The organism is Streptomyces sp. NPDC028907, from assembly GCF_055564995.1.
Genome location: NZ_JBVHVE010000009.1, coordinates 344115 through 365033, shown reverse-complemented (window position 1 = coordinate 365033; position 20919 = coordinate 344115). Strand labels below are relative to the sequence as shown.

The following is a 20919-nucleotide window of genomic DNA, read 5'->3' as shown; positions in this document are numbered from 1 at the left end:
GGCGTCATGGGGCGCCGTAGGGCGCCATGGGGCGTCACCGGACCAGTCGGGCGTCAGGACGAGCCGGCCGTCGCCGCGCAGGTGACCTGCGCCGAGGGCGCGCCGGACTCCGAGGTGTCGGCGATGAACCCGAACGTGACGCTCGCACCGGGCGCCAGCCTCCCGTTCCACGAGGCGTTGGCGACGGTCGCGGTGCCGTCCCTCGTCGTGGTGAGGGTGCCGTCCCAGACCTGAGTGAGGCGGGCGCCGTCGTCCGGTACGACCGTCGCGGTCCAGCCGGAGACGGAGGTGGCGGGCGCGTTGGTGACGGTCACCTCACCCTGGTAGCCGCCCTGCCAGCTGTTGACGGTCCGGAATGACGCGGTGCAGGCGGAAGAGCCCCCGGCGCCACGGGAGTCACCGGAGTCACCCGAGTCGTCGGCGCCAGGTCCACCCGGTGCGTTCGGGGCCGGCTCGGCCGATGCCGAGGCGCTCGCGGTCGGGTTCGTGTCCCGGGCTCCGGCCGCCGCGTCGTCGCCACGGCCGGAGAGCAGGAGCGCCCCGCCGAACCCCACGACCGCCGCCGCCGTGACGGCGACCGCGATGGCGGTCCTGCGAAACCCGGGGCCGCCGGACACGGCCGGACGGGGGCGGGCGCCGCTGCCGAGCGGTGCGATCCTCGTCCCGTCGGCGACGGGCGGGAGTTCCTGTGTCGCGTCCTCGGTTCCGGACAGGGACGGGGGCACGGGCACGGCCTCGTAGCCGTTCCTGTCCCGCTCCAACTCCTTGAAGAGTTCCGCGAGGGCGTCGGTGCGGCGCGGGCGCAGGACGCGGATCGGTTCCAGGGCCGGGCCTTCGTCGGACTGCTCGGGGTCGGGCCGTGTGGGCACGCCGCTCTCCTTCCGTCCCGTCTTCACGGGATCCGCCATTCCCCGGGAAGTGATACGGGGTTGCGGTCCCTCCGGTTCAGCGAGCACCCCGGTCGCCACCGCCGACCAGCCTCCCTGAATCGATCGATACGATCAATTCGGTATCAAATGTCGAGCGTTTGAGCGTTCCCCTGCTAGAAAGCGCCGTCATGACAACTCGTTGGTCACGTCGCGGCTTTCTGGCCGCAAGCACCGGCACCGCTGTCGCGCTCGGTCTGCCCCCGCGGGCGAGCGCCGCGTCTCCGTCCGCCGTATCGGCCGCGGCGGTGGACGCGTTCACGACCCTGCGGGCGAAGTGGCGCACGCTGATCCTGGGCGAGGGGTTCAGCCCCACCGCCGAACCTTTCAAGAGCCGGCTCGCCGAACTGGGCAGTACCGCGAGCCAGTTGCAGTCCTCCATGGCTCCGACAGCCGGCTCGCTGTGGCCGGATCTCGTGTACGCCGATCCGGAGCCCGACACCGATCAGGAGTCGTACGGCTACTCCGGCAACCTGAACTCCAGCTACAGCCGGCTCAACACGCTCGCGCAGGCGTACCGCCAGCAGGGCACGGGGCTGACGGGCAGCGCCGGCCTCCGGGACGCGATCCTCACCGGGCTGGACCACCTGCACGCCGAGGTCTACCACGCGGGCCAGGCCCGCTACGGCAACTGGTTACAGCTGGCAGATCGGCGCTCCGCAGGCCCTGCTGGACGTCTGTGTGCTGATGTACGACCAGCTGTCGGCGCAGCGGATCGACGACTACTGCGCCGCCGTTGACCACTTCGTGCCCGACTCGGCGGTCGCCGACTACAGCGGGACCAGCACCGGGGCCAACCGGGTCGACCTGTGCCGGGTCCTGGCGCTGCGCGGGATCGTCGGTGCGGACTCCGCCTAGGTGGCGCTGGCGCGGGATGCCCTCTCCCCCGTCTTCCCCTATGTGACGAGTGGCGACGGGCTCTACCCGGACGGGTCGTTCATCCAGCACACCACCGTGCCGTACACCGGCTCCTACGGTTCGGTGCTGCTCGGCGGGCTCGGGATGCTGTTCGCGCTGCTGGCCGGGTCGGGTTGGGAGGTCACGGACGCGAACCGGCAGATCGTGTTCGACGCGGTGGAGAAGGCGTGGGAGCCGTTCCTCTACAACGGGCTGGTGATGGACGGTGTGGCGGGCCGGGCGATCAGCCGGGGCCTGTCGGCGCCCGACACGAAACAGATCCAGCAGAACGATCACCTGCGAGGTCATCCGATCCTCGCGTCGATCGTTCTGCTCGGCCAGGGCGCGAGTGCCGCGGAGAACGCGCGCTGGCGCGGTCTGGTCAAGGGGTGGCTGCAACGTGACTACTACAGCCCGCCACCGTCGTCTGCCTCGGCGCGGGCATCAAGTGCTCCGACGGCACGGCTGTGGAGACGACGGTCGAGAACCGCAACCTCGGCCCCACCGGCGGCGCCCCCTTCGTCGTCGACGGCGCCACCAAGCCTGCCGGCTACCCCTGGTCGGCGACGCTCACCGGTGCCGCCTGGGCGCACATCGGCGGCCACGGCGGCTATGTGTTCCCCGGCGGAGCGACCGTCAAGGCGCTGCGGGACGCGCGGGACGGCCGGTGGAGCGACATCAACAAGGGCGGCTCCACGACGGTACTGAATCGCAAGTACCTGACGATGTACGTCGACCACGGCACGAACCCGACGGACGGCACCTACGCCTATCTGCTCATGCCGGGTGCGACGGCCGCTCAGACGCAGGCCCGTGCCGCCGCACCGGCGTCAACTTCTGGTTCGGCGGCACGGTCGGGCCTCTCGTCGCGAGCAGTCCGTGCTGCGTGATGATCAGTGAAAGGTCGGACGGTACGGCGGTGATCTGCGTCAGCGATCCGATGCGGATGCAGACGATCCTGACGCTCACCTGGAACCGGGCCGTGTCCGCGGTGATCTCCAAACCGTCCACGGTGACGTCGGCGACGACCGGTTCCGCGCTGAGGCTCACCTTCGGCGATCTGAGCACGACGATGGGCGCCACACAGAAGATCACCGTCCGGCTGGGGTGAGCGCGCGGACACCGCCGTCGGCTCCGGTCGGGCTCAGGCCTCGGCGGCCAGGAAGCGGTGCAGGGACGCCTTCAGCGCGGCGACGAAGGCGTCCGTGCCCGTGTCGTCCAGAGCGTCCAGCGAAAGGTACGGGTTGAGGTCCTCCAACTCGACCAGCAGCAGCTCACCGCCCGGTGCGCGGCAGGCGTCTACGCGCTGGATGCCGTGCCTGATGCCGTTCCATTCCACGAAGCGCCGGGCGAACTCCAGGTCGCCGTCGGTGGGTTGGTACGGCTCCAGCTGCCAGCGCCGGTCGGTGCGGGGCGCGTACAGGGCGTACTGGAAGTCGTGGTCGACGAAGTAGAAGGAGACCTCGTAGGCGAAGTCGACGCAGGGCTGGATCAGGACGTCCCCGTCGACCGGCTCGCGCACCCCGTCCGCCGGAACGATCCGCAGCCCTATGGAGTCGGCGCCGGTCTTGGGCTTGACGACATACCGGTCGGCCTCGGGCAGGAGGTGCAGGTCGTCGGCGCTGTCCACGGTGGGGATGACCGGTTGTCCGGCCGTGGTCAGGTCGATCAGGTACTGCTTGCCCGCCATGTCGGCCCTGCCGGTGAGCGGGTTGTACACGCGCGTCCCGTCGGCGAGCGCGCGGCGGCGGAAGTCGTCGTACGCGTCCTGGTAGTCCAGTACGGGACCGCTGTTGCGGACGACGACCGCGTCGAAGGCGGCCATGAGCGCCACCGCGTCCCGGGGGTGGCACAGGGCGAGGTCGAAGTCGGCGCGCAGCCGCGAGGTGAGGAAGATGTCCTCGTCGCAGTAGCGCCGCCCGCGCGCCGGGTAGGCCAGGTCGGTGACGTACAGGACGCGGGGTCGGGCGGGCGGCATGCGGGGCTCCTCGGCTGCGGCGGCAGCCGATCGTATGCGGACCGCCGCTCACCGAACAAACGTCGGGTAGGCCGAGGTCACAGCCCCGCCGACCACAGCTCCCGCCTGCCGATCCCCTCCAGGCCACGGCGCACGGTGCGCCGGGGGCCGGGCTCGATGGGCGCGTACGACGGGACGGCGAGCACGCGGCAGCCCGCCGCCTCGGCCGCCGCCACCCCCGTGGGCGAGTCCTCGACCGCCAGGCAGGCGGCGGGGTCCACCCCCAGGGCCCGGGCGGCGGCGAGGTAGAGGTCGGCGGCCGGCTTGGTGCGGGGTGTCTCCCCCTCGGCGACCGTCGTGCGGAACCGGTCGGCGCCCAGGGTCTTCAGTACGGCGTCCAAGACCGGCCTCGACGACGCGGACACGAGCGCTGCCGGGATGCCCGACTCCCGGAGCAGGTCGAGGAGTTCGAGGGGCGCCGGGGAGCGGCACGGTCTCGCGCTGGACGGCCGCCAGGAAGCGGGCTTCCAGGTCGGTGGCCAGGGTGTGGGGTCGCCGCCCGTAAGGGGCCGGAGGCGGGTGGCGGTCTCGGTGGCCGAGCGGCCGAGGACGTCGAAGAGGTCGTCGGTGCCGATCCGGGGCACGGCATCGCGGACCGTGCGCAGCCACAGTGACTCGGTGTCGACGAGCGTGCCGTCCATGTCGAGGAGTACGGCGTGCGGGGCGGCGGCGAAGGGGCGGCCGTCCAGCGTCCAGTGCCGGTCGGGGTGGCGGCCGAGGACGGCGAACACCTGGGCCGCGATGTCGGCGTGCCGCAGCGGACGCGGTGCCGGGCCGATGCCGGGGCCCGCCGCGGCCACCCACGCGGTGCGCTCCTCGGGCGTACGGCCGCCGTGGCCGCCCGCGTCGACATGGCCGTGGTCGGTCACGACGAGGAAGGTCCACTGCTCGTCGGCGTAGGAGGCCCGGGAGCGTACGGCGGCGAGCAGGCCTCCGAGGCGGGCGTCGGCGCGGCGGATCGCGGCCTCGTAGGTCGCGCCGCAGCCCAGGACGTGCGCTGTCTCGTCGGGTGCGCCGAGGTAGACGAACGACGCCACGGCGTCGTCGGCGGGGTCGTGGCCGGGGTCGGCCAGCGCGCGTACCGCCACGTCGGTGATGCGGTCGTCGCAGTGTTCCCAGGCTTCGGGGCATCTTTTGTGTACAGACGATCAGAGTCAAGAGTGTTCGCGCGAAACAATCAAAACGATCGCTAATCGCTCATCCGGTGATCGGTTCAGCTCCGCAGGACGAGCGAACCCTCAAGTCCGGGAGCAGGTCCAGGTGTTGGCGCGGCCCGGGCTCCTTTCCCCCGCGGCGCTCCGCGAGGCGCTCCAGCAGCAGCTTGGCGGCCAGTTCTCCCACGGAGCGCGTGGGCGGCGCCACGGCGGTGAGCGGTACGTCGGAGAGACCGGCGACCTCGTCCTCGTACGCGATCAGCGCCAGGTCGTCCGGGACCCGGATGCCGCACGCCTGGAGCCGCGGCACCAGCACGATCGCGTCCTCGTCGCTGTGCACCAGCGCCGCGGTCACGCCACGCTTCTTCACCGCCTCGACGAGATAGTCGACGCCGGCCTCGTAGTCCCCGTGTTCCCGCACGGTCGGGGCGCCCTTGTCGACGTCGAGCCCGAGCGCCCGCACGGCCGTCTGGTAGCCGGCGGTGATCTGGGCCGCGTGCGGGCCTTCCTGCAGGACGGCGGTGATCTTGCGATGTCCGAGGCCCGCGAAATGACCGACGGCGACGGCGGCACCGTGGGCGCGGTCGGTGCGCACCCGGTCGAGCACCGCGGCCGGGTTGCCGGGCGGGGCGGAGCGTTCGACCAGGACCGCGGGGACGTCGTGCTCCAGCAGCCACTTCTCCTGGCCGTCCTCGGGGATCCCGCCGAACCAACTGGGGGCGACGAGCAGACCCTCGACGCCGCCCGAGAGGAGGTGTTCGGCCTGGACGGGGTCCTCGGTGTCGACGTATCCGGAGACGCCGAGGACGAGTCGGCCGCCCTGGGCCGCGACGGCCTCGCGGGCGCCGCGCACGATGTTCGCGAAGATGTAGTTGGTGGTCGGGACGATCATTCCGACCACCGCGCCCTCGGCGCTCTCCGGGCGCTCGCGCACCTCGCCGGCCGTGCCCCCCGGCCAGACCACGGCGCCGTGCAACCGCTGCACCCGGCCCTGCGCGGCGAGGGACTCCACGTCACGCCTCAGGGTGACCGCCGTGACGCCGAGTTCGGCGGCGAGCTCGGAGACCCGGAGGCTGCCCCGCTCCCGGACGAGTTCGAGCACCCGCTCATGACGCTGGTCGACGTGCAGTCGCATCGGTTCCCCCTGGGGCAAGGCCGGTCGAACGTTCCACGAGCTCACGCGAAGCGTGATCCCGAGCTGCACACTCTACGCCCACAATCGTATCGATCGTTTGCGATCGATACGATCATCAAGCTGCTCGCCGTGACCGCCGCCCCCGACCCACCGCACGACGGACAGCACAGGACAGCACTCAGTACCCCCTGAGCAGCGCACTGAGTGCCATCGCCCTCGCTCTGGTGCTACGTTCCCGTTCATGAGCTCCAGCAGTGCGACGCCCGGTCGCGGCGAGAAGGCAGAGGCCGTGGCGGCGAAGCCCCCGATGCGGGAGGCGCTGGTCGCCGCGGCCTTCCAGTTGTTCCTGGAGCGGGGCTACGAGCAGACGACCGTCGACGACATCGTGACGCTCGCCGGTGTCGGACGGCGCTCCTTCTTCCGCTACTTCCCGTCCAAGGAGGACGTGGTCTTCCCGGACCACGAGCGGTGCCTGGCCGACATGACGGCGTTCCTCGCCGCGAGCGGCGAGGAGGGGCAGGAGCCGGGACGGGGACAGGGACGGGGACAGGGACAAGAGCCCGAGCCGGTGCGCCGGGTGTGCGACGCGGCCCGCCTGGTGCTGCGCATGTACGCGGAGAACCCGACCTTCTCGGTGCAGCGCTACCGCCTCACCAAGCAGGTGCCGGGACTGCGCGCCTACGAACTGTCGGTCGTGTGGCGGTACGAGCGCGCCCTCGCCGAGTACCTGCGCCGACGCTTCCGCGGCCGACGCGACGGGACCCTCCAGGCCGATGTGATCGCCGCCGCCGTGGTCGCGGCGCACAACAACGCGCTGCGTTCCTGGCTGCGCTCGGACGGCCAGGGCGATGCGAGCACCGAGGTGGACCACGCCCTCGGGTATGTGCAGTCCGCGTTCGGCGTCGCCCCTCCCCCGCGTCCCACCGAGGAACCCGCCGACGAACCTGCCGACGAGCGGGCCGAGGACGTGGTGGTCGTGGTGTCCCGGCGCGGCGCGCCACTGTGGCGGGTGGTGCAGGAGATCGAGACGACACTCGGACGCGACTGACTCTGCGCCCTACTCATATTCGGGGTACGCAGTGCCTTTACGAGTGGCACTGAGTGCCATACGCTGAGGCCGTGCGCGGTGGCACGGTGAACCGGGCACGTCCGTGCACGGGTGACCCGCGCACGTGGGATTCCGGCCCAGCGCAGGGAGTTGACCAGCGTGTACCACCACTCAGGAAGCGTTGCTCGTCAGATCGCCGGTTCCGCGGTCGGCGTCCTCGACCCCGCGGCGTCCACGGCCGCCGACCGGGAAGCCATCCATTTCCAGCGGTGCACCTGGTGCGGCACCGCCATGTACCACCGGCTGCTGTGTCCGGTCTGTCAGGGCAGCGATCTGCGGACGGAGCGCAGCGAGGGTCTGGGGACCGTCCGGCACTCCACGATCGTGCACCGCAACACCCCCGCCGCGCGCAATGTGTCCCTCGTCGAGATGGCAGAGGGATTCGTCGTGCGCGGCCGGGTCATGGGCCCGCCCATCGGCATCCACAGCGGGGACCGGGTCCGGCTGTCCACGGCCAAGGACCCGGTGCGCGGCGAGCCGGTGTTCCAGTTGGTGGACGAGCCCTACCGCGCCTGGACCTGAGTAAGCCCGGGGATCAGTTCCCGGACCTCCACGGGCCGCCCCGTCTCGAAGCACCGGTTGGCGGCCAGCCCGACCGCCAGGGCCAGCGCGCCGTCGCGTTCCGTGGCCGTGGGATGCGCCGCCGTACGGACTGCCGTCCCCGCGTCGGCCGCCCGCGTGGGATCGACGGGGCCGAACAAGGCGTCGAGCATGCGCGGGTCTCCCCCGCCGTGGGCCTCGTGGGCGGCCACGAGCGGGACGTCCACGGGAGGCCGCCACAGCGCGCGCAGCGTGAGCCGTGCGCCGCCCGCGTGTTCCGCGGCCGTGTCTCCGTGCAGCGCCCCGCTGCTCGACGCGATCCGGATCCGGGGCGGCTGCCAGCGGCTCTCCTCGACCTCGAGTTCCAGTCGTCCGGCGCTGCCGTTGAACATGACCCGGTAGCCCTCCCACGGTGAGTACGCGGTGAGGTGGTACGTCATGGTCGCGCCCCGCGCGTAGCGCACCAGGACGGCCATGTCGTCCTCGATGGTGACGGGCCCGTCGAAGACGTTGCGGTCGCGGACGTACCCGTTGTCCGGTTCGGCGTCGAGGTAGAGGGCGCGCAGGGTGTCGTCGGCGGCCAGGTCCAGGGCGAAGGGGTCGTCGGCGGCCTGGTCGGCGCCGTGGGCGCGGTCGTAGTCCCGGCGCAGCCCGTGGCGTTCGCCCGCCGCACGGCCGTAGAAGCCGAGCCGTCCGTAGCCGAAGACGTCCCTCGGCTCGTCGGCGAGCCACCAGTTGACCAGGTCGAAGTGGTGGCCCGACTTGTGCACCATGAGCCCGCCGCTGCGGTCCTTCTCGCGGTGCCAGCGGCGGAAGTAGTCGGCGCCGTGGCGTACGTCGAGCAGCCACTCGAAGTGGACGGAGAGGATCTCGCCGATCGCGCCGTCGGCGAGCAGCGCGCGGACCGTCTCGTGCACGGGGCTGAAGCGGTAGTTGAAGGCGACGGTGAGGGAGTTGCCGGTGTCGCGGACGGTGTCGAGGATGCGGGCGCAGCGGTCCGCGTCGACCGTCATCGGCTTCTCCGTGACCACCCGGCAGCCCGCCTTCAGGGCGGGGAGGATGTAGCGGTCGTGCTCGGCGTCGACGGTGGTGACGACGACCTCGTCGATGTCCTCCTTGGCGAGCATCTCGGTGAAGCGGCCCGGCTCCCACTGGGTGGCGGTGGGTTCGCCGCGTTCGGCCAGCAGCCGGTTGTGGAAGGCCATGCGGGCGGGGCTGGGGTCGCACAGGGCGGCGACGCGGTGGCCGGGGCGTTCGGCGAGGGCCCGGGTGAAGGTCTGGGCGCGGTGGCCGGTGCCGACAACGGCGGTGCGGTGCTGGGGAGTTCGGCTCATTGGGGTGGCCTTTCCCGTCGTACGTCCGCCCAGTCCTCTGCGCGCAGAAGCGCCCTCGCTCTTCCCTCCCTGCACAGGCAACGCACAAGTCCCGCCTTCCGTCCTCTCCGGGTGAGGGGCCCGGGGCCGTCCCGGTGCGAACGGAAGGAGGGGCACGTGATCCGTGCCCGGAGAATATGGGTCACCGCGCTGGCGGTGCTCACGGTGGCGGGGGCGTCGCCAGGGTGGGCTCAGGCCCGACAGGCGTCCGACTTACCGCCGTTGGCGAAGTCTGCCGACGGCGGTGACTCTCTGCCGGCGGACTGGAGCATCACCGGCGAGGGGGCCGCGCGGAAGCTGGTGTGGCGCTCCGACGAACGCGTCCCGATGGGAGACGCCCGGGTCGAGTTCTACGCCGGTGACCGGCTGCTCGGCCGTCCGGCGCCGGCGAAGGACGGGCGGACGTTCCGGCTCGGTCTCGACGGTGTCCCGCTGGACTCCCCACAGGACCTGCAAGTACGGGCGGCGGGGCGCAGGTTGGACGTGCCCGAGCCGGCGTCCGGCGGCTCGCGCTCGCCGGTGACGGTGCCGCGGCGGCTACCCGCGAACCCGGTCGACCCCGGCAAGCCGGGCGCGTACGGGACCGTGACGGGCGAGTACGGCCTCGACCCGGTGCGGCTGCCCGGATTCGCCGAGCCGGTCGAGATGAAGGCCGTCGTGGTGGCGCCCAAAGGCGCTCAGGGTCGCCGTCCGCTCGCGCTGTTCCTCCACGGACGCCACTCCACCTGCTACACCCCGCAGGGCGAGACAGGCGGCGAGTGGCCCTGCGCCACCGGCGCCAGGCCCATCCCGAGCCATCGGGGCTATCTGCGCGACCAGCGGCTTTTGGCGTCCCAGGGCTATGTGACGGTGTCGATCTCCGCCAACGGCATCAACGGCCAGGACTGGAGGGCCGAGGACGGCGGCGCGCAGGCCCGCTCCTCGCTGGTACGGCAGCATCTCGCCCGCTGGGCCGGCTGGTCCGCCCGTCCGAGCACGGCACCGGCGGTCGTACGCAAGGCGCCCCGGGCCGATCTGTCCCGGGTGCTGCTGGTGGGGCATTCGCGGGGTGGCGAGGGCGTGAACCGGGCGGCGATGGACAGCCTCTACCCGCCGCCCGCGCCGCAGGACGGGTATCGCGGCCCGGTGCGCTGGCACATTCGCGGCACCGTGCTCATCGGCCCGACGATCTTCGGCCAGAACCCGGTGCCGGACGTGCCGTCGATGACGATCCTGCCGGGCTGTGACGGCGATGTCTCCGACCTCCAGGGCGAGGTGTACGTCGACGGAACCCGGCAGGTCAGCCGTGGTGCCGCGCTGCACAGTGCCGTGTACATGGTCGGCGCCAACCACAACTACTTCAACACCGAGTGGACGCCGGGGCAGGCCGTGGCGCCCGCCGACGACGACTTCTGGCACGACGACGAGGAGCCCGACCCGGTCTGCTCCCCCGGCACCCGTACCCGGCTTACCGCGGACCAGCAGCACCGGGCCGGCGCGACCTACATCGCGGCGGCGGCGCGGCTGTTCGTCGCCGGGGACGACCGGGTCCGCCCGCTGCTCGACGGCTCGGGCCGGCGCGCGCCCTCGGCCGATCCCGCGCGTGTCCTCACCCATGCGGTGGGCGCGCGGCGCGGCGCCGGTTTCCTGCCGGACGGCAAGGTCACCGTGAGCGGGGGCCGGCTGTGCTCGGCGGTGCATCCGTCGTCGGCCGCCGCCTGTCTGGCGTCGGAGACGGCCGGTATGTCACCGCACTTCGCACGCTGGGAGACCGACCGCGAGCCCGGCCGCCGCGCGGTCGCGCTGCGCTGGTCCGCGGCGGGCTCTCCCGTACGGGTACGTCCTGAGCGGTCACTGTCCCTGGCCGGCGCCAAGGCGCTGGCGCTGCGCGTCATCGTGCCCCCTAACAGCACCGGTACGCGCCTGGACGTCTCCGTCACCGACACCGCCGGACGGCGCCGGACGCTGGGCCGCGTCGAAGTCGACGGGCTGCCGGGGACGGACCGGACCGCGTCGTACTGGGCACGCGAGGTGCGGGTGCCGATCGGCGCCGACGACGCGGCCGCGGTCGACCTGGGGCACGTCAAGTCACTGGAGTTGACGCCGCGCACCAGGTCCGGGCGGGCCTGGCTGATGGACGCCTGGGCCTGGCGGCCGGGTACGCCGCCGGTGCGGGAGGCTCCGTTGGCCCGCGTCGACGTGGGCCGGCTGACGGTCAAGGAGGGGGACTCGGGCGAGCGGACGTACCGGGTTCCGGTCCAGGTCTCGGGCCGGGGCGGCGGCCAGGTACGGCTGTTCGTCACCGACCCGGCCACGGACCGGGTCACGGACCGGCTGGTGACGGTACGGCCGGGTGCGCACGGCATCGACGTACCGGTGAAGGTCCGGGGCAACACCCGCTACGGCGACGACCTCGCGCACCACGTCTTCGTCAAGGCGGTCCGCGGCAGCGTGGTCGGCTCGCACCTCGGCGGCGTGACCGCGGAGAACGACGACCCGGTCCCCACGATCGGTGTGAGCCCGGTCGCGGACCGGGTGACCGAGGGCATGCCGCTGAAGTGGCGGGTGACCCTGTCCGCCGCGGCCGACGTCGAAGTCGGCGGCATGCTCGCCGTGGTTGCGGTCACGGAGGGCCGGGAGCTGTCCAGCAAGGACGTCGACCCGGCCTGGCTCCAGGACGCCTCCGGTGCCTCGCCGGATCCGGAGCGGCCGCTGTCCGAGGTGGAGGGGCTGTCGCTGTGGGTGTCCGTCCCCGCGGGCCGGACGAGCGCGGAGGTGTTGGTGCCGACGCGCACGGACGCGGTGGCCGAGCCGGCCGAGTCGGTGCGTCTGCGGTTGGCCGACGACTCCGGTGAGCCGGTGCCGGGTGCACCGGTGGTGACGGGCACGGTGGTCGACGCGTCGTGAGACACGCCTCGCGGGCGGGTTCCCGGCTGTCGGCCGCCGGATGCCGGATGCCCGCTCGCGAGGGCACGTTCGCGTCAGCGCGGTTCGTGATCCGGGGAGATCGTGTCGTCGTCCTCCAACAGGTCCAGGTCCGGCGGAACGAGCGTCGTGGATTCCACCAGGCCCCGCAGCAGGTTGTGCAGCAGGCGGTTGTCGCCGGGGCGGCCCTGCGACTTGTCGTGCAGCAGGGGGTAGCGGAAGCCGGTGCGGTCCAGCCGACGGCGTACGTCCTCGACGCGGTATTCGATCCTGCGCTCGTTCCATCCCGCGTCGGGCCGCAGGTAGGCGAGTTGCCGGGCGGCCATGGCGTAGCTGAGGGGGCGGGGGTCCTCCTCGTAGAGCAGGTAGCGCTGGCCCAGGACGACCAGCAGCAGCCGTTCGTCGTCGTCGAGCGGCCACATCTCCGGTCGGACCGTCTCCGCCCTGCGCCGGGCGACCGGGCCCTGATCGTCATGTCCGGCCACATACAACTCGACCAGGTGTTCCCGGTAGCCGGAGCCCTTCACGAACAACGGGGTGTAGCCGGTGGCGAGCGGCATCGGTTCGGTCGCCGTGTGCATCATCCGGCCACGGGGCAGCCGGACGAGTTGCTGTCCGGTGTTGCGCAGCCACCACTGCCCCTGCTGGTACGTCAGTTCGCCGTGCCGGCGGCTCACCCGCAGATCGTCCACGCCGACCCCCAGGTCCACGTCGGGCCGGTCACCCCGCCCGAAGCGCACCGTCAGGCCCGGCCGCGGCGGGGCCGTGAGATCGCCGGTCACCGTGCGGGCGTGCAGGGTTCCGGGTGTCGTGGGCGCGACACCGCGCGCGAGGCTGGCGGACAGGGGCATCGCTGGTCTCCCTCGGTTGTTCATGGTTGCCGCGGTCAGCAGGATCCCGCACCCGCCGCGGGACCCCTCCCCACCACAAGCCTGCGGTCAGTAGGCCGGCTTCATTCCTCCCGCCGGCAGCTTCTTGCCGTCCTCGCGGGCCACGCTGCACATCACGTGGCGGAAGCCGGCGTCCCACTCCTCGTCCGTGGAGGACCAGCCCCACATCTCGTGCCCCTTGCCACGAGCCCAGTCGACGCCGTACTTCTCCTCGCAGAGCCCTCCCGTGTCGACGCTGTCGGAGGAGCCCTCGCCCGAGGCCCAGGTCCAGCCGGCGACCTGCTCGTCGTGCGGTTCGTCGCAGGACACCAGGGTCTCGGTGGACGAACCGTCCTCGTCCTCCTCGGAGTTGATGCAGTCGCCCGGGCCGAGCTGGGTGATGTAGACCTCGTCGCCGAATCTGCGGAAGTCGCCGAGCGGGCCGCCGAGCGTGGCGTGCTTGAGGAAGAGCAGACAGGCCGAGGGGGGCGGCTCGCTCTGGCCGGACTCGGGGGTGAGGACGTACAGCACCGGGTCGGGCATGGTGGCCCGCAGTGCGGCGGTGCGCCGGGTGCACTCGGCCCGTACGGCGTCCGCGTCGGTCGCCGACGCGTGCCGCTCGGCCGGTACGGTCGCGATGACCTGCCCCTGGGGGTCGTCGTCGCGGCAGTCGACGAGCTTCAGGCCGGGCCGTCCCTGGAAGTCCTCGCCCTTCCAGTCGGCGTCGACGCACTGGCCGGCGCCGAGGCCGTCACGCAGGCCGACCTGCCTGCCGTACGGGTACGCGCCGCGGGTCACGGTCGGGGACGGGAGGGCGGACGGGGTGGCCACGGGTTTCGCCCTGACCTCCGGGTTCCGCGTGCCCTCGGCCGCGCCGTCGAAGGTGAGGGCGCCCAGCCCGAAGCCGCCGCCCCCGGCGAGCACTGCGGCGAGGGTGAGCAGCACGGGCAGTCGGCGGACCGGCGCGGGGAGGGCGTCGAGCGGGGTACGGCGGGTGGCGGTGGGGCTGCCGTGCCGGGCCGGGGCGGAGCGGGCGGGCGAAGGGGCGGGCGTGCTGTCCGCCGCGGCCTCGGCGAGCAGTTCGGCCGCCCGGGCCGCCTGCATCCGCTTCAGCGGATCCTTCGTCAGCAGTCCCATGATGGCGCGGGTGAGCGGGGCGGTGGCTCGTTCCGGTACGGAGGGTTCCGTGTTCAGCGCCGCCAGGAGGCTGGCGTCGAGCGTGTCCCGTTCGAAGGGGGCGGTGCCCTCGACCGCGAGGTAGAGGGTGACGCCGAGCGAGAACAGGTCGGAGGCGGCGGTCGCCTCGCCGCCGGCCAGTCGCTCCGGTGCCACATAGCCCGGGGTGCCGACGACCATGCCGCTCTGGGTGATCCGGGTCTCGCGGGGCCGCAGCGAGATGCCGTAGTCCGTGAGCAGGACCCGGCCGTCCGCGGTGCCCGAATGGTCGGGCGCGAGCAGGATGTTGGAGGGCTTCACATCGCGGTGGACGATGCCGAGCCGGTGCCCGGCGCGCAGTCCGTCGAGGGCGGCCGCTCCGATGCGGGCCGTCTCCTCGCTCGACAGCGGCCCGCGGTCCTTGATCACGGCGTGCAGGTCGCGGGTGCCCGGCAGGTACTCCATGACGATCCACGGGCGGTCGTCGTCCTCCACGACGTCGTACACCGTGATCACGTTCGGGTGCTCGCGCAGCTGCGCCGCCTTCAGCGCTTCGTTGCGCCCCCGGTCGGCGGCGTCGCCGAGTCCGCCGTCCGGCTCGTCCGGTACGTCGATCTCCTTGACGGCGACCTGGGCCCGGAGCCTGTCGTCCTCGGCCAGCCAGACGCTGCCGCCGCCCCCGGAGCCCAGCCGCTGCCGCAGCAGGTAACGCCCGGCGATGATCCGCTCCCCAGCCACCAGCTCTCGCCCCTTCTGTGCGCGATGGGCGTCTGTGACGCCTGGGGCGCGCCGTGCGCGGGACGCCCCGCCGGCCATGCTCACCCGACCCGGTCGGGAACCCTCCCGAAGCGCGGGCAGTCGGGGCCTGGCGCGGTCGCCCGCGGACACCGCATGCGTTGGGCGCCGAACATCGCCTGTGCGGCGAGGTGAAGGTCAGCCGGCCGGCGTCAGGGTCACGCGGATGCCGACCGTGCCGTTCGCGCCACGGCGCAGTCGGCTGCCGAGGAGGGTGAGGCGGCCGGTGAGGCCGTACTTGCGGGCGATGAGCCCGCGGTAGCGGGCACTGGTCGGCTCGTCGCAGATCTCGGCGGTGGCGGGGATCTGGTCGCCGGTCGGCCTGCCCCGCAGGTCGCAGGGGCCGACGAGGACGTCACCGCGGACGCGGATGCGCTTGACCTTCCATGAGTCGGCGACCGTCCACACGCCAAGCGCGTCTCCGTCGCGAACCACCCAGACCGGGGTGGGGACGCCGGTGCCGTTCTTGCGGTAGCTGGTGATGAGCAGGTACTTGCCCGCGCCGAGCGACTCCAGCGGCTCCTGCGTCTCCAGCGACGAATCGTCCATGGCCGGAAGTGTAGGCAGCGTGGGTGGGGGCGCCGAGGGGCGCCCCCACCGCGCGGCTCAGTCGAGTGCCGCCGCCATCCGCCGTACGCCCTCCGTGATCAGCTCGGGCGAGGTCGCGAGGTTCAGCCGTACGTGCCCCGCTCCCCCGGTGCCGAACGGGATCCCGGAGTTGAGCGCGACCCGCCCGCGCCGCAGGAAGACGTCCGCCGGGTCGTCGCCGAGGTCGAGGGCGCGGCAGTCGAGCCAGGCGAGGTACGTGGCGTCGCCGGGGCGGTAGGTGATCGCGGGGAGATGTTCGGCGAGGAGGTCGGCGAGGAGGCGCCGGTTGTCGTCGAGGCCGGCGAGCAGGGCGTCGAGCCAGGCGGTGCCGTCGCGCAGGGCGGCGCTGTGGGCGACGATGCCGAGGTGGCTGGGGCCGTGGCTGACCTCTTCGGGCAGCCGGGCCAGGTCGGCGGCGGCCGCGGGGCCCGCTATGGCCAGGGCCGCCTTGAGGCCGGCCAGGTTCCAGGCCTTCGACGCCGACATCAGCGACAGTCCGCTCTCGCCGCCCGGGACGGTCAGGTACGGCACGAACTCGGCGCCGGCCGCGGTGAGCGGGGCGTGGATCTCGTCGGCGACGACCCGCACGCCATGGCGGTCGGCGAGGGCGGCGACGGCGGCCAGTTCGTCGGCGGTGTGCACGGTGCCGGTCGGGTTGTGGGGGTTGCACAGCAGGAAGGCGGCGCGCCTGCCGCCCGCGGCCGCGTGCCGGAAGCTCTCGTCCAGCGTGTGGAGGTCGATGCGCAGGTCCGCGCCGAGCGGGGCCTCGATCACCTGTCGGTCCATGTGCTCGACGAACTGGTAGAACGGCGGATAGACGGGTGGGTTCACCACGACCGGATCGCCCGGTCCGGTGACCAGTTTGAGCATTTCGACCACACCGAGCATCACATCGGGCACGATCGCCGTCCGTTCCACGGCGAGCCCGTCCCAGCCCCAGCGCTTCGCGGCGAATCCGGCGAGCGCCTCGGCGTATCCGGTGCCCGCCGGGTATCCGGTGTCGCCGAGCGCGAGGGCCTCGTTGAGCGCGTGGACGACGGGTTCGGCCAGCGGGACGTCCATCTCGGCCACCCACATCGGCAGCACGTCGGCGGGGTAGGTGCGCCATTTCATGCTCGTGCGGCATCGCAGACGGTCGAGGGTGAGGGCGTGCAGGGGATTCGGTTCGCCGGACGTCGTGTGCGGGCTCGTGGTCATGGGCCACAAGATAGGCGGCCGCACGGTGGGCGGGAACTGCTGGTGAGGGCGGCGGCGTGGGAATGATCAGCTGTGCGGTGAACACGGGCGGAGCGGGCCACGTATGGAGTGAGGGTGCTCAACTACGGGAGGGCCCCGCGGCGTTGATGCCGCGCTGTACTGGTTCGGGAGCCCTGCATGAGGCACGCACGACGACGTCTCGTCCGGCGAGTGACACGGCTGGCGGCCGTCGGCGGACTCCTCCTCGGAGGAACGATGGTCACCCGCGCGGTGGCGAGCGAACCCCCCGACACCTCGTCCGTCCCCCGTACCTACGCCGCCTCGGCCGCCGGTACCGGCAGTGATCTCCTCGCCCGGCTGGGCGCTTCCCGTACGGCCGGCAGCTGGATCGGCGCCGACGGGAAGCCGGTCGTCGCGGTCACCGACGAGGAGGCGGCCGCCGAGGTGCGCAAGGCCGGTGCCGAGGCGAAGATGGTCGACCACAGCATGGACGAGCTGAAGTCGGCGACGTCGACGCTGCGTTCGGCGCCCCGGGTGACCGGTACGGCGTGGGTGATGGACTACCGGTCCAACCAGGTCGTCGTACGGGGTGACAGCACCGTGTCGGCGGCCGACTGGTCGCGGATGACGGAGGTCGCGGACGGCATCGGCGGCTTTGTGCGCATGGAGCGCACCGAGGGCACGTTCACGACGCGGCTCAACGGCGCGCTGCCGCTGCTGTCGACCGTCGGGCGCTGCTCGGCCGGTTTCAACGTCACCGACGGGCAGCGTGACTTCATCCTCACGGCGGGACACTGCGGGCCCGACGGTTCCGTGTGGTTCGCCGACAACCGCGGCACGCAGCAGATCGGACAGACGATCAAGCAGAACTTTCCGGGCGCCGACTACTCGCTGGTCCAGTACGCGAGCGGGGATGCCGGTGCCGGTGCGGACGTCGTGTCGATCGGTGAGGGCAAGGGCGTACGGATCACCGGTGCGGCCGATCCCGCGGTCGGGCAGCGGGTGTTCCGCAGCGGCAGCACGAGCGGGCTGCGCGACGGCGAGGTGACGGCGCTGGACGCCACGGTCAACTACCCGGAGGGCACGGTCACGGGGCTCATCGAGACGAACGTGTGCGCCGAACCCGGCGACAGCGGCGGCCCGATGTTCTCGGAGGGCGTCGCGCTGGGTGTGACCTCGGGCGGCAGCGGCGACTGCAACGCGGGGGGTACGACGTTCTTCCAGCCGGTGACCAAGGCGCTGGCCGCGCTGGACGTGAAGCTGCTCGTGGCGGCTCAGAACGGGTCCGGTCAGGGCGCCTCGCCGGCGCCGTCGGCGTCGGCACCGCAGGGCGCGATCTCGCCCGGTGACGCGTCGCCCGGTTCGTCGGCCCCGGTGACCGGCGCGGACGCCGTGACGCTGCTGTCCCGGCTGGCGGACCCGAAGAACGTCGGGCCGGGCCTGCTGGTCATCGCGGGCAGCCTGGTCGCGCTGGCGGCGACCCGCTTCATCCGCGCGGAACAGGACCGCAAGGCGTATCGGCGGTATTACTCGGCGACCTGGGGGTGACGGGGCTGGGCGCCGGGCCGGCTGTGACCGCGCGGAGCGACCGGCCCGGGTGCCGGGCCGGTCACGAAGTGGTGGGTCGAGGAGGAGGATGCCCGGGGCTGCGCCGAGGCGAGTGTTCAGGCCGCCTTCGCCGGCTGGGGGGCCGCGGCGGCCCACTCCAGGACAAGGCGCTGGTATTCCTCGCGCTGCTCGCCGCTCAGTGTCCCGCCCGCCCGGCGCCACAGCGCTCGGATCTCCTCGTTGACCTCGTCAGCCGATCGCTCGGAGGCGAATTCAACAGTGGTGGACATGCTGTGAAGCATACGGCTCCGTAGGTGAAGGCGCTGTGAGTAAGGTCGCACAATACGGGCAAAACGGACCGTGTTGCTGATCACTTCCATCTGTCAACGGAGATCGCGGAGTTCAGGCGTCCGCCGCCCCGAGCACCAGGACCTGGATCGCGAGAACAGCCGCCCCACGGGCCCAGTCGTGAAAGTCGGACACCTTGGTCTCCAGGTCGATCGGAGCGGCCAGCGGGTGCCGCCGGGCGCGGATGGTCTCCGTCACGGTCTTCCCGGCGACGTCCATGAGGCCCACTCCTTCGCCGGCGAGAAGGATCTTCTGCGGCAGCACGAAGTTGCCGATCTGTGCGACCAGGGTGCCCAGCGCCCGGGCGGCCTCCTCGATGACGCGGGCCGGCAACGGCTCGCCGGCCGCGGCGAGCTCGAGGATCTCCTCGTACGTCCGGTCGCGGCCGGTGCCCGCATGGACCTGGTAGCGGATGTTGGGGATGGTCAGCAGGGAGACGGCGCTGCCACGCGCCCCGTCCGGAGTGAGCGGACCGTTGGGGTCGACGATCCAGTGGCGGCCGAAGCCGCGGTCCTCCTCGGCGTAGGGCACCCGCTTGCCGCCCAGCACCAGCCCGTAGCCGATGCCGGCGCCGATGGTGAGGACGACGAAGCGCTCCAGGCCGCGGCCGGCGCCGAACCAGGTCTCCGCCTCGACGAGGGCGGCGACGTCGTTCTCCACGACGACCGGCATTCCCGTGCGCTCCTCGACCAGGTCGGCGAGCGGTACGTCACGCCAGTTCAGGAACGGTGACTCCGCGACCACGGACCGGTCCTCGACCAGGCCGCCCACGCCGATACCGATCCCGGCGAGCCGCGGGTGAGCGGCGGCGAGCGTGTCGGCCATCTCCCCCAGCACCTCCACCACCGCGGCCGGCTCACGGCTGGCGAGCGGACGGTCGTAGCGGGCGACGATCTCGCTCCTGAGGGTGGTGACGACGCCGTAGACCATGTCCTCGGTGACCTTGAAGCCGATGAAGGAGCGGGATTCCGCGACGACGTCCAGCGGCTGGGAGGGCCGGCCCTGACGCGTCTCCGCCTGGACCCCCGCTTCGGTGACCTCGACCAGGAGACCCGACTCGATCAGCGGTTTGGTCAGCCGGGTGAGGCTGCCCGCGGACAGGTCGAGGCGCCGGGCGAGTTCGGTGCGGGACAGGGGACCACCGAGGAGCACCTCGATCGCCACCGAGCGTTCACCGGGGCTGAGCGGAAGCCAGCTGGCGGCTACTGGGGTCATGGTCGTCAGACTCCCACATGATTTTTTTTCTTCATGAAACCAACACGGTCATTCTAGGGCCACAGGACCGGCTCGAAGAAGATGTTCGCCTGCCTCTTGACGGCTGGATTCTTTCGCCACAAAAGTAAGTTCCCGAGGATGAGCCGCCGCAGACGAGGGAGTCTCCCGATGACCATCGCCTCCAGCAGCCCTCCGTCGCGTCTGCCGCTCGGCGGCGCGCAGGGGGCAGGGACCAAGTCGAGGACACGGCGGGCCCGCTCCCGCGAGAACCAGGGGGACGGGCGGCTCGCCGCGGTGTTCATCGCTCCGGCGCTGCTGGGCTTCCTGGTCTTCCTGCTCTGGCCGACGCTGCGGGGCATCTATCTGAGCTTCACCCGGTTCAACCTGCTCACACCGGCGGAGTGGGTGGGGTTCGACAACTACGTCCGCATGGTCAACGACCCGATCTTCTGGAACTCGTTGACGGTCACCGTCGAGTACGTCTTCATCAACATCGGCGTCCAGACGGTCGCGGCGCTCGCCATCGCCGTCCTGCTCCAGCGGCTGACCCAGTCGGCACTGCTGCGGGGCATCGTGCTCACCCCGTACCTGATGTCGAACGTCGTGGCCGGCCTGGTCTGGCTGTGGATCCTCGACACGCAGCTCGGCATCGGCAACGAGATCATCAGCGCCGTCGGTGTGGACCGCATACCGTTCCTCGCCGACGAGACCTGGGCGATCCCCACCATCGCCCTGATCAACGTCTGGCGGCACGTCGGCTACACCGCCCTGTTGCTCTTCGCCGGTCTTCAGGCGATCCCGAACGACATGTACGAGGCCGCGAAGGTGGACGGCGCGAGCGAGTGGCGCATGTTCTGGCGGATCACGATGCCGCTGCTGCGTCCGGTCCTCGCGGTCGTTCTGATCATGACGGTGATCGGTTCGTTCCAGGTGTTCGACACGGTCGCGGTGACGACCGCGGGCGGTCCGGCGAACGCGACGAACGTGCTCCAGTACTACATCTACGGTTCCGCCTTCGGCCGCTTCCAGTTCGGCTACGCCTCGGCGATGTCCGTCGCCCTGCTCATCGTGCTCAGCGCGATCACCGTCCTGCAGTACCGGCTCACCAGGGCCGGCCAGACCGACCTCGGCTGACGGAAGGGAGACACCG

The 20919-nt window shown here is 72.0% G+C and carries 16 protein-coding genes and 1 pseudogene; 6 read left to right on the top strand and 11 right to left on the bottom strand.

The window, feature by feature from the left end:
* Positions 1-53 precede the first annotated feature (53 nt).
* Positions 54-869 carry a cellulose binding domain-containing protein gene (locus ACZ4UU_RS28155; RefSeq protein ID WP_471906148.1) on the bottom strand — a complete coding sequence of 272 codons (816 nt, stop codon included), beginning with the start codon at positions 867-869 and terminating at the stop codon, positions 54-56.
* 188 nt (positions 870-1057) lie between these two features.
* Here ACZ4UU_RS28155 and ACZ4UU_RS28150 point away from each other — a divergent pair.
* Positions 1058-2742: pseudogene (locus ACZ4UU_RS28150) on the top strand (polysaccharide lyase family 8 super-sandwich domain-containing protein); the annotation flags it as partial.
* Positions 2743-2967: 225 nt separating this feature from the next.
* Here the strand turns inward: ACZ4UU_RS28150 and ACZ4UU_RS28145 are convergent.
* From ACZ4UU_RS28145 to ACZ4UU_RS28135, 3 genes are all read right to left on the bottom strand, one after another.
* The gene (locus tag ACZ4UU_RS28145) at positions 2968-3801 is read right to left on the bottom strand and encodes an ATP-grasp domain-containing protein (protein WP_471906147.1); all 834 of its coding nucleotides are present in this window, start codon (positions 3799-3801) and stop codon (positions 2968-2970) included.
* A 77-nt stretch (positions 3802-3878) separates the two neighbouring features.
* A complete protein-coding gene (locus ACZ4UU_RS28140; protein ID WP_471906185.1) occupies positions 3879-4937 on the bottom strand; it encodes an HAD family hydrolase in 1059 nt (352 codons plus the stop codon).
* A gap of 100 nt (positions 4938-5037) precedes the next feature.
* Positions 5038-6129 carry a substrate-binding domain-containing protein gene (locus ACZ4UU_RS28135; RefSeq protein ID WP_471906146.1) on the bottom strand — a complete coding sequence of 364 codons (1092 nt, stop codon included), beginning with the start codon at positions 6127-6129 and terminating at the stop codon, positions 5038-5040.
* Positions 6130-6370: 241 nt separating this feature from the next.
* Here ACZ4UU_RS28135 and ACZ4UU_RS28130 point away from each other — a divergent pair, with 241 nt between their 5' ends.
* Both ACZ4UU_RS28130 and ACZ4UU_RS28125 read left to right on the top strand, forming a co-directional pair.
* On the top strand, positions 6371-7177 hold the full coding sequence (locus ACZ4UU_RS28130) for a TetR family transcriptional regulator (protein ID WP_471906145.1): 807 nt from the start codon (positions 6371-6373) through the stop codon (positions 7175-7177).
* 159 nt (positions 7178-7336) lie between these two features.
* Positions 7337-7759 carry a Zn-ribbon domain-containing OB-fold protein gene (locus ACZ4UU_RS28125; protein WP_471906184.1) on the top strand — a complete coding sequence of 141 codons (423 nt, stop codon included), beginning with the start codon at positions 7337-7339 and terminating at the stop codon, positions 7757-7759.
* On the opposite strand, the gene ACZ4UU_RS28120 is transcribed toward ACZ4UU_RS28125, so the two are convergent.
* The gene (locus tag ACZ4UU_RS28120) at positions 7741-9111 is read right to left on the bottom strand and encodes a Gfo/Idh/MocA family protein (protein WP_471906144.1); all 1371 of its coding nucleotides are present in this window, start codon (positions 9109-9111) and stop codon (positions 7741-7743) included. The two genes, ACZ4UU_RS28125 and ACZ4UU_RS28120, sit on opposite strands and share 19 nt — an antisense overlap.
* A gap of 156 nt (positions 9112-9267) precedes the next feature.
* On the opposite strand from ACZ4UU_RS28120, the gene ACZ4UU_RS28115 reads away from it, so the two are divergent.
* Entirely contained in the window at positions 9268-12036 is a 2769-nt protein-coding gene (locus ACZ4UU_RS28115; protein ID WP_471906143.1) for a hypothetical protein, read from the top strand.
* A 74-nt stretch (positions 12037-12110) separates the two neighbouring features.
* Here the strand turns inward: ACZ4UU_RS28115 and ACZ4UU_RS28110 are convergent, their stop codons facing one another.
* The 4 genes from ACZ4UU_RS28110 to ACZ4UU_RS28095 all read right to left on the bottom strand — a co-directional run bounded on the left by ACZ4UU_RS28110 (position 12111) and on the right by ACZ4UU_RS28095 (position 16658).
* A complete protein-coding gene (locus ACZ4UU_RS28110; protein ID WP_471906142.1) occupies positions 12111-12905 on the bottom strand; it encodes an FHA domain-containing protein in 795 nt (264 codons plus the stop codon).
* An 87-nt stretch (positions 12906-12992) separates the two neighbouring features.
* The gene (locus ACZ4UU_RS28105) at positions 12993-14816 is read right to left on the bottom strand and encodes a serine/threonine-protein kinase (protein WP_471906141.1); all 1824 of its coding nucleotides are present in this window, start codon (positions 14814-14816) and stop codon (positions 12993-12995) included.
* 195 nt (positions 14817-15011) lie between these two features.
* Complete coding sequence (locus tag ACZ4UU_RS28100; RefSeq protein ID WP_471906140.1) at positions 15012-15422, bottom strand: PPOX class F420-dependent oxidoreductase; 411 nt, start codon at positions 15420-15422, stop codon at positions 15012-15014.
* A gap of 57 nt (positions 15423-15479) precedes the next feature.
* Positions 15480-16658, bottom strand: coding sequence for a MalY/PatB family protein (locus ACZ4UU_RS28095; protein ID WP_471906139.1), 1179 nt, complete (start codon positions 16656-16658; stop codon positions 15480-15482).
* 177 nt (positions 16659-16835) lie between these two features.
* Here ACZ4UU_RS28095 and ACZ4UU_RS28090 point away from each other — a divergent pair, with 177 nt between their 5' ends.
* The gene (locus ACZ4UU_RS28090; RefSeq protein WP_471906138.1) at positions 16836-18206 is read left to right on the top strand and encodes a S1 family peptidase; all 1371 of its coding nucleotides are present in this window, start codon (positions 16836-16838) and stop codon (positions 18204-18206) included.
* A gap of 116 nt (positions 18207-18322) precedes the next feature.
* On the opposite strand, the gene ACZ4UU_RS28085 is transcribed toward ACZ4UU_RS28090, so the two are convergent.
* Together ACZ4UU_RS28085 and ACZ4UU_RS28080 are read right to left on the bottom strand one after the other, a co-directional pair.
* Positions 18323-18508, bottom strand: coding sequence for a hypothetical protein (locus tag ACZ4UU_RS28085; protein ID WP_471906137.1), 186 nt, complete (start codon positions 18506-18508; stop codon positions 18323-18325).
* Positions 18509-18608: 100 nt separating this feature from the next.
* Entirely contained in the window at positions 18609-19769 is a 1161-nt protein-coding gene (locus tag ACZ4UU_RS28080; protein WP_471906136.1) for an ROK family protein, read from the bottom strand.
* 168 nt (positions 19770-19937) lie between these two features.
* Here ACZ4UU_RS28080 and ACZ4UU_RS28075 point away from each other — a divergent pair, with 168 nt between their 5' ends.
* Complete coding sequence (locus ACZ4UU_RS28075; RefSeq protein WP_471906135.1) at positions 19938-20903, top strand: carbohydrate ABC transporter permease; 966 nt, start codon at positions 19938-19940, stop codon at positions 20901-20903.
* Positions 20904-20919 lie beyond the last annotated feature (16 nt).